General features: G+C 67.9%; 16 protein-coding genes. 4 read left to right on the forward strand and 12 right to left on the reverse strand.

Going from position 1 to position 12909, the window contains the following annotated elements:
- Window positions 1–74 precede the first annotated feature (74 nt).
- The 8 genes from ACFWY6_RS37025 to ACFWY6_RS37060 all read right to left on the reverse strand — a co-directional run bounded on the left by ACFWY6_RS37025 (window position 75) and on the right by ACFWY6_RS37060 (window position 7974).
- A complete protein-coding gene (locus tag ACFWY6_RS37025; RefSeq protein ID WP_384700032.1) occupies window positions 75–1145 on the reverse strand; it encodes an ABC transporter ATP-binding protein in 1071 nt (356 codons plus the stop codon).
- Complete coding sequence (locus tag ACFWY6_RS37030) at window positions 1120–2145, reverse strand: ABC transporter ATP-binding protein (RefSeq protein WP_384700034.1); 1026 nt, start codon at window positions 2143–2145, stop codon at window positions 1120–1122. The genes ACFWY6_RS37025 and ACFWY6_RS37030 overlap by 26 nt, the downstream gene beginning before the upstream one ends.
- Before the next feature lie 6 nt (window positions 2146–2151).
- A complete protein-coding gene (locus ACFWY6_RS37035; protein WP_384700036.1) occupies window positions 2152–3129 on the reverse strand; it encodes an ABC transporter permease in 978 nt (325 codons plus the stop codon).
- Window positions 3122–4045 carry an ABC transporter permease gene (locus ACFWY6_RS37040; RefSeq protein WP_360767824.1) on the reverse strand — a complete coding sequence of 308 codons (924 nt, stop codon included), beginning with the start codon at window positions 4043–4045 and terminating at the stop codon, window positions 3122–3124. Before ACFWY6_RS37040 ends, ACFWY6_RS37035 begins: the two co-directional genes overlap by 8 nt.
- A 73-nt stretch (window positions 4046–4118) precedes the next feature.
- Complete coding sequence (locus ACFWY6_RS37045; RefSeq protein WP_384700039.1) at window positions 4119–5753, reverse strand: ABC transporter substrate-binding protein; 1635 nt, start codon at window positions 5751–5753, stop codon at window positions 4119–4121.
- A 630-nt stretch (window positions 5754–6383) separates the two neighbouring features.
- Window positions 6384–6890 (reverse strand): GNAT family N-acetyltransferase, encoded by a 507-nt coding sequence (locus tag ACFWY6_RS37050; protein WP_384700041.1) that lies wholly within the window; start codon window positions 6888–6890, stop codon window positions 6384–6386.
- Window positions 6883–7080 (reverse strand): DUF397 domain-containing protein, encoded by a 198-nt coding sequence (locus ACFWY6_RS37055; RefSeq protein ID WP_384700043.1) that lies wholly within the window; start codon window positions 7078–7080, stop codon window positions 6883–6885. The genes ACFWY6_RS37050 and ACFWY6_RS37055 overlap by 8 nt, the downstream gene beginning before the upstream one ends.
- Window positions 7081–7092: 12 nt before the next feature.
- Complete coding sequence (locus tag ACFWY6_RS37060; protein ID WP_384700045.1) at window positions 7093–7974, reverse strand: helix-turn-helix domain-containing protein; 882 nt, start codon at window positions 7972–7974, stop codon at window positions 7093–7095.
- A gap of 229 nt (window positions 7975–8203) precedes the next feature.
- Here ACFWY6_RS37060 and ACFWY6_RS37065 point away from each other — a divergent pair, with 229 nt between their 5' ends.
- The 3 genes from ACFWY6_RS37065 (at window position 8204) to ACFWY6_RS37075 (ending at window position 9272) form a co-directional block, all read left to right on the forward strand.
- The gene (locus ACFWY6_RS37065; RefSeq protein ID WP_384700047.1) at window positions 8204–8650 is read left to right on the forward strand and encodes an ATP-binding protein; all 447 of its coding nucleotides are present in this window, start codon (window positions 8204–8206) and stop codon (window positions 8648–8650) included.
- Window positions 8651–8739: 89 nt separating this feature from the next.
- Complete coding sequence (locus tag ACFWY6_RS37070; RefSeq protein WP_384700049.1) at window positions 8740–9030, forward strand: hypothetical protein; 291 nt, start codon at window positions 8740–8742, stop codon at window positions 9028–9030.
- Window positions 9027–9272 carry a hypothetical protein gene (locus ACFWY6_RS37075; RefSeq protein ID WP_384700051.1) on the forward strand — a complete coding sequence of 82 codons (246 nt, stop codon included), beginning with the start codon at window positions 9027–9029 and terminating at the stop codon, window positions 9270–9272. Before ACFWY6_RS37070 ends, ACFWY6_RS37075 begins: the two co-directional genes overlap by 4 nt.
- Before the next feature lie 17 nt (window positions 9273–9289).
- Here the strand turns inward: ACFWY6_RS37075 and ACFWY6_RS37080 are convergent, their stop codons facing one another.
- The 4 genes from ACFWY6_RS37080 to ACFWY6_RS37095 form a co-directional block, all read right to left on the reverse strand.
- Window positions 9290–9943, reverse strand: a complete 654-nt coding sequence (locus tag ACFWY6_RS37080; protein WP_384700053.1) for a hypothetical protein — start codon at window positions 9941–9943, stop codon at window positions 9290–9292.
- A complete protein-coding gene (locus tag ACFWY6_RS37085; protein WP_384700055.1) occupies window positions 9936–10472 on the reverse strand; it encodes a SigE family RNA polymerase sigma factor in 537 nt (178 codons plus the stop codon). Before ACFWY6_RS37085 ends, ACFWY6_RS37080 begins: the two co-directional genes overlap by 8 nt.
- A gap of 114 nt (window positions 10473–10586) precedes the next feature.
- Window positions 10587–11600 (reverse strand): NADPH:quinone oxidoreductase family protein, encoded by a 1014-nt coding sequence (locus ACFWY6_RS37090; protein WP_384700057.1) that lies wholly within the window; start codon window positions 11598–11600, stop codon window positions 10587–10589.
- 54 nt (window positions 11601–11654) lie between these two features.
- A complete protein-coding gene (locus ACFWY6_RS37095) occupies window positions 11655–12026 on the reverse strand; it encodes a MerR family transcriptional regulator (RefSeq protein ID WP_384700059.1) in 372 nt (123 codons plus the stop codon).
- Window positions 12027–12191: 165 nt separating this feature from the next.
- Here ACFWY6_RS37095 and ACFWY6_RS37100 point away from each other — a divergent pair, with 165 nt between their 5' ends.
- On the forward strand, window positions 12192–12875 hold the full coding sequence (locus tag ACFWY6_RS37100; protein ID WP_384700061.1) for a hypothetical protein: 684 nt from the start codon (window positions 12192–12194) through the stop codon (window positions 12873–12875).
- Window positions 12876–12909: the final 34 nt, after the last annotated feature.

The raw sequence follows: 12909 nt of genomic DNA on the forward strand, positions 1-12909 counted from the left end.
ACCCACCCCCGGGGGGGGGGGTACACCCCCCGGGGGGGGGGGGGGGGGGGGGGGGGGGCAAAAAGGGACCGCTCCTACGGCACCACCTGCTTCTCCTCCGCGAAATGGCACGCCGAGTCATGGGCCGCCGGTCCCTCGACGCCGCGGAACTCCGCCGGAACGGCCAGCGCCGGGATCTCCAGGGCGCACCGCTCCTGCGCCTTCCAGCAGCGGGTGCGGAAGCGGCAGCCCGACGGGATGTTCGCGGGCGACGGCACGTCCCCGTGGAGAATGATCCGCTCCCGGTGCTCCCGAGCCTGGGGATCCGGCACCGGCACCGCCGAGAGCAGCGCCTGCGTGTACGGGTGCGTCGGGTGCTCGTAGATCTCCTCGTCGGAGCCGATCTCGACGATCCGGCCCAGGTACATCACCCCCACCCGGTCCGAGATGTGCCGCACGATCGACAGGTCGTGCGCGATGAACACGTACGACAGATTGAACTCGTTCTGCAGCTGGTCGAGGAGGTTGACCACCTGCGCCTGCACCGAGACGTCCAGCGCGGAGACCGGCTCGTCGGCCACGATGATCTCCGGCCGCAGCGCCAACCCCCGTGCGATACCGATGCGTTGCCGCTGCCCGCCGGAGAACTGGTGCGGATAGCGGTTGATGTACTCGGGGTTCAGCCCGACGACGTCCAGCAAGTCCTGGACCCTCCCCCGCCGCGACCCCTTCGGCGCGACCTCGGGATGGATCTCGTACGGCTCTCCGATGATGTCGCCGACCGTCATGCGCGGGTTCAGCGACGTATAGGGGTCCTGGAAGACCATCTGGATGTTGCGGCGCACCGCCTTCAGCGCGCGCCCTGACAGCTTGCTGACGTCCTCGCCCTTGTAGCGGATCTCCCCGGCGGTCGGCCGTTCCAGGTTCACCAGCATCTTCGCGACCGTCGACTTGCCGCAGCCCGACTCCCCGACGATGCCGAGCGTCTCGCCCTGGCCGAGGTCGAAGTCGACGCCGTCGACGGCCTTGACCGCGCCCACCTGCTTCCGGATGATCACGCCTTGGGTGAGCGGGTAATGCTTGACCAGGCCCCGCACCTGGAGGATCGGCTCACCCTCCGGCTGCTTCTCGCCGAGGTGCTCACCTTGCGGCATCGGAATCGGCATCGAGCGTCTCCTTCCAGAAGTAGCAGGCGCTCCGGCGGTGGGCGGTCAGGCCCTCGTACGTCACTTCGGCGAGCGGCGGCACAGCGGTCCTGCAGATGTCCTGGGCCATCGGGCAGCGGGGGTTGAAGGCGCAGCCGGGCGGGATGTTCATGAGGTTGGGCGGCAGGCCCTTGATCGCGTAGAGCTCCTGGCCCTTCTGGTCGAGCCGCGGGATGGATTCGAGCAGCCCGCGCGTGTAGGGGTGAGCCGGGGCCCGGTAGATCTCGTGCACGGGGGCCTTCTCGACGATGCGGCCCGCGTACATGACGGCGATGTTGTCGGCGACGTCCGCCACGACGCCCAGGTCGTGGGTGATGAGGATCAGGCCCATGTGCAGCTCGCGCTGGAGCTCGGCGAGGAGGTCCATCACCTGGGCCTGGACGGTCACGTCGAGGGCGGTCGTCGGCTCGTCGGCGATGATGAGGGAGGGTTCGAGCGCCAACGCCATGGCGATCATGATGCGTTGGCGCATTCCGCCGCTGAACTGGTGCGGATACTGCCCGACCCGTTCCTTGGCGGCCGGGATGCGGACGCGGTCCATCAGCTCGATGGCCTTGACCTTGGCGTCCTTCTTCGACATCCCCTGGTGGACGACGTACATCTCGCCGAGCTGCTGGCCGACGCTGAGCACCGGGTTGAGCGACGACAGGGCGTCCTGGAAGATCATCGCCATTCCGGCGCCGCGCGTCTTGCGCCGCTCCTCCTCCTTGAGCTTGAGGAGGTCCTGGCCCTGGAAGATGATCTCGCCGCCGGTGATCTTTCCCGGCGGGATGTCGAGGATGCCCATGATGGCCTGGGCGGTCACCGACTTGCCGGAGCCCGACTCGCCGAGCACGGCGAGCGTCTCGCCCTCCCTGACGCTGTAGTCGACGCCGTTGACGGCTTTCGCGACGCCGTCCCTGGTCCTGAACTCCACGTGCAGATCGCGCACTTCGAGCAGCGTGGGCGATGTGGGTGACATGGGCGGCTACCTCAGCTTGGGGTCGAGGGCGTCGCGCACCGCGTCGCCGAGCATGATGAACGCGAGCACGGTGATGGCCAGGGCTCCGGCGGGCCAGAGCAGCATGTGCGGGGCGTTGCGGATGTACTGGGAGGCGGCCGAGATGTCGATGCCCCAGGAGACGGTCGGGGGCTTGAGACCCACGCCCAGATACGACAGCGTCGCCTCCAGGGCGATGTACGTGCCGAGCGCGATGGTGGCGACGACGATCACCGGGGCGACCGCGTTCGGCGCGATGTGCCGCAGCAGCATCCGCGAGTTGGAGGCGCCGAGGGCGCGTGCCGCCTGGACGTAGTCGTTCTGCTTGGCGGTGATCACCGAGCCGCGGGCGATGCGGGAGAGCTGCGGCCAGCCGAGCAGCACCATGAAGCCGATCACCGGCCAGACGGTGTTGCTGGTGACCACCGACAGGAGCACCAGGCCGCCGAGCACGACGGGGATGGCGAAGAAGACGTCGGTGATGCGGGAGAGGATCGCGTCCCAGACCCCGCCGAAGAACCCGGCGAGCCCGCCGAGGACGCTGCCGAGGATCGCGACGCCGAGCGTGGCGCAGACGCCGACGGTGACCGAGGCGCGGGCCCCGTACACGGTCCGCGTATAGACGTCGCAGCCCTGCCCGTCGAAGCCGAAGGGGTGCCCGGACGTGGAGCCCTTCTGGGCGTTGGCGAGATCGCAGTCGAGCGGATTGCCGGAGGCGATCAGGGAGGGCCAGATCGAGATGATGACGAGGAAGACGATGATGAGGCCCGAGATGATGAAGATCGGGTTGCGCCGCAGCTCGCGCCAGGCGTCGGACCACAGACTGCGGGCGGGGGCTGAAGGCCCCGTGCCTTCGGGTCCACCCGGCGTCTTCTCCAGCGTCGTGCCCTCGCTCGCCGCGAGGTCCATCGCGCCCCCGGCACCGGTCGGGGCGATGGCTCCGTCTGGCTCCTTGGGTTCAGGCATAACGGATCCTCGGGTCGAGTACGGCGTACAGGAGGTCGACGACCAGGTTGGCCACCAGGAAGACAAGGACGAGTACGGTCACGAATCCGACGACGGTCTGTGTGCTCTGCCGCAGAATTCCTTGATAGAGCTGGAATCCGACCCCATGGATATTGAAGATCCGCTCGGTGACGATCGCGCCGCCCATCAGCGCGCCGATGTCGGTGCCGATGAAGGTGACCACCGGGATGAGTGAATTGCGCAGCAGGTGCCGGGTGATGACGCGGCGCCTGGGCAGTCCCTTGGCGATGGCGGTACGGACGTAGTCGGCGCGGCGGTTCTCGGCGATGCTCGTCCGGGTCAGGCGGGTGACGTAGGCCAGGGACACCGAGGCGAGGACGAAGCCCGGCACGATCAGCTCGTTGAAGGGCGCCTCCGACGAGACGGAGGGTTTGATGATCCCCCACTCGACACCGAGCAGGAGTTGGAGCAGCAGACCGGTGACGAAGGTGGGGATCGCGATGACGACGAGCGTGAGGAGCAGCACGATCGTGTCGATGGGGCGCCCGCGCCGCAGCCCGGTGATGACACCGAGCGTGATCCCGATGACGATCTCGAAGAGAATGGCGACGATGGTCAGCCGAATCGTCAGCGGGAAGGCGGTCGCCATCAGCTCGGTGACCTCCTGCCCGTTGAAGGCGGTGCCGAAGTCGCCGGTGAAGACATTGCCCATGTACGTCACGTACTGCTGCCACACGGGCTTATCGAGGCCGAATTCCTTCTCCAGCTGGGCGGCTGTCGCGGGGTCGCACTTGCGGTCTCCGCACAGGCCCGCGATGGGGTCGCCCATCACGTTCACCATCAGGAAGATCAGCAGCGTGGCGCCGAAGAAGACCGGGATCATCTGCAGCAGACGCCGGATCACATAACGTCCCATGAGGGCTCCGGAAGTAGTGGAAGCGACCGCCCGGCGCGGTTCTCGCTCTCGCCGGACGGCCGCTTCCGATGCCTCAGCTGACCTTGATCTCGTTGTAGACCGGGACGCTGAACTGGTTCAGCGCGACGTCGGAGACCCTGTCCGAGTAGCCGGCGCTGCCGTTCTGGTACCAGAGCGGAATGACGGCCATGTCCTTGGCGAGGACCTTCTCGGCGTCCTGGAACGTGGAGACGGCCTTCGCGGTGTCGGTCTCGGCGTTGGCCTCGTCGACGAGCTTGTCGAATTCCTCGCTCGAGTACTTTCCGTCGTTGGACGGGGCGTCCGTGTAGTACAGCGGCTGCAGGAAGTTCTGGATGAGGGGGTAGTCCATCTGCCAGCCCGCGCGCCAGGCGCCGTCCAGCTTCTGCTGCGAAGCCTGACTTCGGAAATCGGCGAACGTCCCGACGGGATTCCCGACACAGGACTTGTCATTGCCCAGGGCCTTGTTGATGGAGTTGCAGACGGCATCGACCCATTCCTTGTGCGAGCCGGTGTCCGCGTTGTACGTGATCTTCAGCGTGCCGCCGGGGATGCCGCCGCCCTCGCTGATCAGCTTCTTCGCCTCGTCGGCGTCGTACTTGCAGGGGTCGCCGCAGAGCCCGGACTTGTAGCCGCCGGCCTCGCCGAGCACCGGCGATGTCCAGTCGGTGGCGGGCGTACGCGTCTTCTGGAAAATGGTGTCGGTGATCTGCTCGCGGTTGATCGCCATGGAGAGCCCCTGCCGGACCTTCGCCGCCTCCGGCTTCGACCACGCCTCGTCGTAGAAGGGGAAGGCCAGCGTCTGGATGATCCCGGCCGGGGTGTTGATGTACCGGTCACCGAGGTCACTCTTGGCGTTCTTGAGCTGAGACGCCGGAACATCGTCGACGAGGTCGAGGTTGCCCGCCATCAGATCCGTATAGGCGGTGTTGTTGTCGGTGTAGACCTTGAGATCGACCCCGCCGTTCTGCGCCTTGTCGGGACCGGTGTAGTCGTCCCACTTCCGCAGGGCCATCTTCGAGCCCTTGGCGTACGAGTCCACGGTGTACGGGCCATTGCCGACGGGCTTGGAGAGCCAGGCGTCATGGTCGTCGTAGAACGCCTTGGGCAGCGGCGCGAACGCCGGATATCCGAGGGTCTTGGGCCAGGTGGAGAACTTCTGCGTGAGCTTGACGGTGAAGGACGTGTCGTCGACGACCTTCAGCCCGGAAAGGGTGTCGGCGGTGGCGTCCCCCTTCTCCGGGTGGACCTTGTCGTACCCCTCGATATAGCCGAAGAAGTAGGCGTTCTTCTGGTTGTTCTTCAGATGCGCGCCGTAGTTCCAGGCATCGACGAACGACTTCGCGGTGACGGCCTCTCCATTGCTGAACTTCCACCCGGTCTTGATCTTCACGGTGAAATTCTGCGAGTCCGAGGTGTCGATGCTCTCGGCGACCATGTTCTTGGCCTCGCCGGTCTTCGGGTCGTACCGCACCAGACCCCGGAAGATCATGTCGAGGACCTTGCCGCCCTGCACCTCATTGGTGTTCGCGGGCTCCAGCGGATTCTGCGGATCACCCCACGAGGACCCCACGATCCCGGAGCCGTCGCCACCGCCGCCGCCGCTGTCGTCGCCGCCACCGCAGGCAGTCGCCGCGAGAGCGACGGTCACCGCACATGCGGCCCACTTGGCGTGCGTGGCTCCACGCATGGAGTGCCTCCCTTTCGGGCCTGAGTCCCATTGAGATACTTAGGCCCAAATACACCCCAAACGGTGATGTACCGCATCTTTGAGGCGGCTTTCCGGGGCTAGTACGACGGGGATACGTCCGGATGGCGGGCGCGGGGCTCTGCGGGGTGTACCGCCGCCGGGTGGGCCTGCGGCCGATCGTCGCCGCTGCTCCCCACCCACCCGCCCCCACCCCGCCGGTGCTGTGGCGGGGCTTCGGGGACCCGGCGGTGGTGATGTTGCCGGGGCCGCCCGGTTGTCCTGAGGTTGGCGCCTCCGGGCCGGGAGTCAAGGGCGCCCTTCGGGCGTCGGCTGCGCCGATTCCGCTTCGCTCCACCCTTGACACCCGCCCCTCCGCCGCAGGAGGGAGATGACCGGGCGGCCGGAGAGGCGGGGCTTCCGGGAAAGGGGGACTGGCTCATCCGGCTTTCCTGCCGGGTGCGGACCGGTTCGTCGCAGCGTGCCGCCGGGCTGGAGGGGTGGGGGACCTACTTTGGCAAAGTTGCGTTCCGGCAGAAGAGGGGCGCACGCGATGCGTAACGCGCCTTCACGAAGGTAGGTGCTGGTCTCGTCGAGAACGTGGGTTGCCGGACTTCCTCGCAAACCGTGGCATCACACCGGATCGGAAGCCAGCCGTGCGTGCAGCTCCACGTCGTAGCGGGCCCCGTCGTACGCGAGCTTCTGGCGCTGCACGCCTTCCACCGCGAAGCCGGCGCCGTGGGCCACCCGGCAGGACGCGGAATTGTTCACGCGGTGCCCCAACTCAAGCCGGAACAGCCCGAGTTCGCCGAAGGCCCAGCTCGCCAGGGCGGCGCAGCCCCACGTCGCAACGCCGCGCCCCCTCGCCGAGGGAACCGTCCAGTACGACACCCAGCCGGTGGCGTGGGTGAGGTTCACCGCGCCTACGGAGACATTGCCCAGCGGGGTGTCGTCGGCGTCGACCACGGCGAAGGCGTACGCGGTGTCGGCGGCGTGCTCTTCCTCGCGGCGCGCGATCCAACGAGACGCCGCGTCAAGGGAGTTCACCGGCTCGTCGGCCTGCCTCGCCATTTCCGGGGCGGAGAAGGCGGCCAGGACGGAGGGGGCGTCCGGGCCGCTCCAGGGACGGAGGTCAGGCACGGGGCGTGAGGTCGCCCGTCTTGATGCCCCGTAGGAGTACACGCAGGGCCGCTGGGTTCGTAGTGGCAATCTGGGCGGGCTGGTCGCTCTCGCGGAAGTAGACGTCACCGGCGGCGTTGATCGCCAACTCGACGCACTCGCCGCTGTCGCCGGTGCTGAACGAGGACTTCTGCCAAGCGAGCTGGGACATCGGACTCCCTACCTACAGTTCGTACATGACGTGCTGGATCAGGCTCAGTGAGTCCCGGCCATCATGGGACTCGGGCGCTGACTCCGGGTCGACCGGGGCGTGAGCCAGGCCAGCGAGCCGTTCGAACATTTTGCCGTACTCGGCATTGCGTTCTCTATCCCCCAGGAACACCGAATGCAGCGGGTGTTCGAGGTAGGCGGTCTCCAACTCCCTGGACGGACCGCCGAAGAGGATGAACGGACGGCTGAAGGCCGCGTACGCACCTTGCTCGAAAGGGAAGATCTGCAGGGTTACGTTGGGCAGCCTGGCCAGCTCGATCAGCCTGAGCAACTGCTTGCGCATGGTCGTGGGCCCGCCGGTATGCACACGCAGCGCGGCTTCGTGAACAACAGCGTGGTACGGCACAGCCCCAGGGGCTGTCAGAACTTGCTGCCGCGCCATGCGGAATTCGACGTACCGATCGATGCGGTCCCGGTCCTTGCCCGTCGCCTTGGTCACCGCGTACGCGTAGTCCTCAGTCTGGAACATGCCAGGGATGAAGAGCGGTTCGTGCATGCGGATACTGGAACAGCGCGCCTCCAACTCGGCGAGGTCCAGTGCGCTACGGGGGACGATGTCTCGGAACTCGTCCCACCATCCCGTCCCCCGCCCCTGCGCCATCTCCATCAGCCCGTCGAAGTAGGCGCCGTCCGGGCACCCGTACTCCCGTAGCAACTTATAGAGCCGGTTGCGGGAGACATCGATCCGGCCGGCCTCGATGTTGCTGATCCGCGTACGGTCGGCGTCCAGCAAAGCTCCAGCCCGGTCACCGGACAGGCCCGCATCGTTCCGCAGCTTGCGAAGTTCGAGGCCGAGTCGGCGTTGCCGCTCGCTGGGGTTACTCCTGGGTGGCATGTATGACCTCCTTCACAGCGGAGTCTTCCGGTCCGAACACCCTTGGTCCACAAGGTAGTTAGTTCATCACCCACATCAGTGACATACGTCGGAAACGGTTGCACCCGGCAGAACGCGTTGCCTACCTTCGAGATCGACCCACTCACCCGCGCCGCAAGTGGAAGTACCCCCGCCCGCAAAGGAGTTGGCGGACAACGGTCACCGCGACGCGCGCCCCGAGGAGGCCCTCATGGAGGACCAGCCCCACCCGCATCCCCGCCCCACCGACGTATCCCTCGTCTTCCCGCCCCACCCCGCATGGGTCCGCGCCGCGCGCGAAACGGTCCGCACCCTCCTCGCCGCAACGGGTCGCACCGAACTCACGGACACAGCAGTCCTGTTGACCTCGGAAGCCGTCACGAACGCGATCAACGCCTGCGCGGCCAAGCACTGCACGGCCCCAGTGACCCTCTTCGCGGGATACGCGAACCCCGGTGACCACCTCCGCATCCTCATCCACGACGAGGCACCCGGACTCCCCCGCTGCCAGACCCCCGCCGGGGACGACGAGACGGGCCGAGGCATACAGCTCATCTCGTACGGCGCCGACGCCTGGGGCATCTGCACGCACGGCCCCGGCAGCGGCAAGGCGACCTGGTTCGAGCTGGGACACCGGCCGCCGGGGGTACGAGGGTGAGTTGTCCACAGGCCCGGCCACGCCCGAGAACCCGCCGCTACTCTGAGGAACAGAGGCCACATCGGCGTACCGAACCGAGGAGCCAGGACATGAGCACGCCCACCGAGCCGTGGAACATCGCACGTATCGCGGAGGCCATCCCCGCACCGGCCACCCGCATGCGGTTCCTGTCCGAGGTGAACCTCGCGCCGATAGACGAACTGCGCGCCGTCGCGGCGAAGTGGCAGAAGGTGGCCGAGGAGCTGACGGTCGGCTACGAGCGGGCGATCGAGGTGCGGGACTACGTGGAGAAGCACGGCGAGCTGCCCCCCGAGTTCGTCCGCGTCTCCCCGGCCGAGCTCCGGGAGACGGCCGGTCTCGACTCGAAGGGCGCTGCGTGATCTACGACCTTCACTGGGACCCGGAGCTCTACAAGACGTACGCGTCGTTACCCGCCCCAGCACGCCGGGAGTTGGCCGCCTCCTTGATCGACGCCCAGGCGGACCCGCTGAGCGCGACACTCCCGTACGGGCACGACGACGGAGTCATCCGACTCCTTGAGACCGGCGGCACCCTCACTGTGCTCCTCATCTGCCATACGAAGACGAAGGTGGCGCCGGTCCAGATCACTTTCGCCGGATAGCGCCGCGGAGGCGTACGTCACCGCGCAGACTCGTCCGCTTCCACCTCCACCACGGACACCCATCCCCGCCACCGCTCCACGGTGACGTGGAGCCGTGAGGAGGACCTGGTGGTACCTGACCAGTACGGCTTCGCCCCTTCCCCGTGCTCGCGCAGACCGCATTCCGTCAGGGCCTCGCGCAGGAGGGCCACTTCGTCCGCCGCTACGGATTCGGAGTCGTACTCCGTCACCCGCTGCCTCGCGGTGGCGCCCTTGTCGCTGTAGTACTCCGTGCCGTACTGAACCTGGCCAGGCGCCTTCCGCACGGTGTACGACTCCGGGCAACTGTCCGTGCCGCCCACCTTCGGCAGGGGCAGGTCCGCCATCACGTCCTCCTCCGTTCCCTTCCAGTGCCACTTGTCCGCATCCGGCATCCGCTCGGGCTGCAGCAGGCGGACGACGCCGCCCGCCTTGAAGGGGTTCGACGACGGCGTGGCCGCGGGCCGCACCTCCCGGCCGTCGCCGCCACCGGGCATCGCGCCCCACGTCGCCGCCCCCGCCACGACCGCCGCGACCGCCACCCCCGCGGCCATCCGCCTGCGCACCGTCCGCCTCCCGCCCCGCGCCCGCAGCTCCGCGCCGCTCGGCATGCTCAGCCTCGTGTCGTCCAGAAGTTCCTCGACCTCAGCCATGGTGGGCCGCCCCTTCCCCGGTGAATGCAGTCGTCTCTGTCAGGCGCTCCCCCAGCGCCTTGCGGGCCCGGCTCAGCCGGGTGCGGACCGCTCCGTTCGATGCGCCCGTCTCGCGGGCGACCTGCTCGACGGGGAGGTCGAGGAGGTGGTGCAGGACCACCACCTGCCGTTGCTGCGGGGGCAGTTCGCGCAGTGCCGCAAGGAGCGCCACCCGGTCCGCGGAGAGCTCGGGGACGTCCGGCGCGGCGCCGTGCCGGAACTGCGCCCGCAGCCGGTTCCGCGTCCGCCGCCAGGTGCTGATCGCCAGGCGGGACGCCACCGTCCGCACCCACGGCAGCGGATCGCCCTCGCCCGTCAGCCGCTCCCAGCGCTGCCACGCCCGTACATACGCCTCCTGCACCGCGTCCTCCGCCTCCGCCAGATCGCCGGTCATCGCATAGACCGTGGCGACCAGCCTCTTGGCGGTGGCGGCGTAGAACGCGTCGAACTCCGCGGAGTGGTCCGGTTGTTCTCTCGACCGCGTCGTCATCGTCCCCCGTCCGTCCATCTGTCCGTCCCGTGGTTCGGCTTGTCTCTGACATAGACACGCCTGGGGGCGCCCGCATGTTACGTACGAAAATGGAGGCACCCGGAACCTCCGGCGCTAACCCCAGGGATCGAGGGCGTGCTTGCCGCGAGTCCGGCCGGCTTCGAGTTGCCGGAGCACTGCCGGGCCCTCGGCCAGGGGATGGAGCTGGGGGGTGCCGGGCGGGTACACGCCCTGGGCTATCAGCGCCTCGATCTCCACGAGCAGCGACTGGTAGAGGGCCGGGGCTTTGGTCGCCAGCGCGCCGATGTGCAGGCCCTGGATCCGGACCTGGTGGGTGAAGACCAGGTCGTGTGTGGTCAGACCGGCGTCGCCGGATGCGGCACCGAAGACGACGACGCGTCCGGTGAAGGGTTTGGTGACCGACAGGCTGGTCTTGAACATGGCCTGCCCCACCGATTCCAGGACCAGGTCGACTCCGCCGGTCAGGCGGGTGATCTCCGCGGCCAGGTCGGGGCGGCGGCTGTCCAGGACCTCGTCGGCTCCGAGCGCTCTGACGGTGTCGTGCTTGGCCGGTGATGCCGTCGCGATGACGCGTGCGCCGTAGTGGCGGGCGAGGCGGACGGCGGCCTGCCCCACGCCTCCGGCCGCGGCATGAACCAGCACCACCTCACCCGTCTTGACCTCGCCGAGCGGCTTCAGTGCCGCCAGGGCGGTGGCCCAGTTCAGCACCAGGCCGAGAGCTTCGGCGTCGCTCCAGCCGGAAGGCACCGGGAGCACACCCGCGGCGGGCATCGTCATGTACTGCGCGAAGGCTCCCGGGCCGGCTCCGACGACGTGAGTGCCGAGCTGAAGCGGGCTCTCGACGTCCGGGCCTACACCCACGATCTCGCCGGCGGCCTCGAAGCCCGCCACGTAGGGTGCCTGCGGCCCGCCTCCATACGTTCCGTGCGTCTGCATGACGTCCGCGAAGTTGACTCCGGCGGCGCCGACGCGGATCAGGTACTCGCCGGGCCCCGCGGCGGGGCGGCGCTGATCGGTCGTGAGGGTCAGGTCCTTCGGTCCTTCATGTGACCGCTGGACCAGTGCTCGTACGGTCTGCTCGGCAGGGTGCTGCTCGTTGATCTCCATGCAACTGAACGTAGGAGCCTGACACTTACGTCAAGGTCAGGATCGAGCGGCGGATCATCGATCCGAGCCACCTGCTTCCCGCAAGTAGGCGTCGAGCGCCGCCTGTTGATCGCTGAGCACGGCGATCCGCGCGGCGAGCCGATCGCGATAGCTCTGCACCTCGTGCAGGAACTCCCCGCACACCCCATCCACATCCGTGCCGACATCGCGCTCGTCAGTGAGGCTGGGCAGAAGTTCCCTGATCAACCGCACCGGCAGCCCGGACTCAAGGAGCGAGCGGATGACGAGCACCCGGTCGACCGTGGCCTGGCAGTAGTCGCGGAACCCATTGCTGCAGCGACCCGGGACAATCAGGCCTTCCTGCTCGTAGTGCCGCAACGACCGCGCACTCACACCGCTGACTCTGGAAGCCTCACTGATCTTCATGCCTGGAGCCAACGCCCAGGCGCACCGCGATCTTCCGGCACGACACCTGGTTGCCCGAACGGGCATTGCCCCAAAGGACAATGGGGGAACGGCGGCCCTTCCCCTACGGTGATCATCCAGCGTCCCGCCCGGCGGGCGGGCGGGGGACGACGGCATGGGGGATGCATGCGAAAGATACGTGCGGCGGCGGTCGGCGTGACGGCGGCGGCGCTACTGGCGGGAGTTGCCCCGGCGCAAGCCGCGCAGAGCAGTGCGAAGGGCGACCGCGTCACGGTGGCTTCGGCGCGGTCGGCGCAGGACGTCGCGGTGCAGGCTTCGTCGAAGTACAAGGTCCTCAAGCAGTTCGACTACTCCCGATCGAGGCAGAACCAACTGCCGTTGCGTCTGGGGCAGTACTACCGCAAGAGCAACGGCAAGATGGTCGGCTGGGGCTGGACCAAGATCAAGAAGAAGCACAACATCACCAAGTACGGCATCATCGGCTGGCTGGCCAAGTCGCCGAACGTCGACCCCGTCAGGGGACACCGCTACAACCTCACCGGATGGGCCCACCGTGTGAAGTGCGGGCCGGGTGGCTGCAAGGTCGTCGACCGGCGGAAGATGCTGCTGGCCACGGACGAGACGATGACGGCCGGCGGAGGCCCCCGATTCGCGTACTTCGGCGCGGTGACGGCCTTCTGCAAGGGCAGCGTCAAGTGCCCGACCTGGGTCAACACCAAGTTCAGGCCCAGGACGTCCACCGCGCCGCTGAACACGGCGGCACTGAACGCGTCGGGCAGCGGCGAGCAGACCGTCTTCACCTACAAGCCGCTGGTCGAGAAGAAGGGCCGCCTGGCCCTCGCCTCCTGATCACTTATGCACCCCATTGAGTAGCGTGGATGCC

The organism is Streptomyces sp. NPDC059037 (genome assembly GCF_042740015.1).
Taxonomy (GTDB): domain Bacteria; phylum Actinomycetota; class Actinomycetes; order Streptomycetales; family Streptomycetaceae; genus Streptomyces.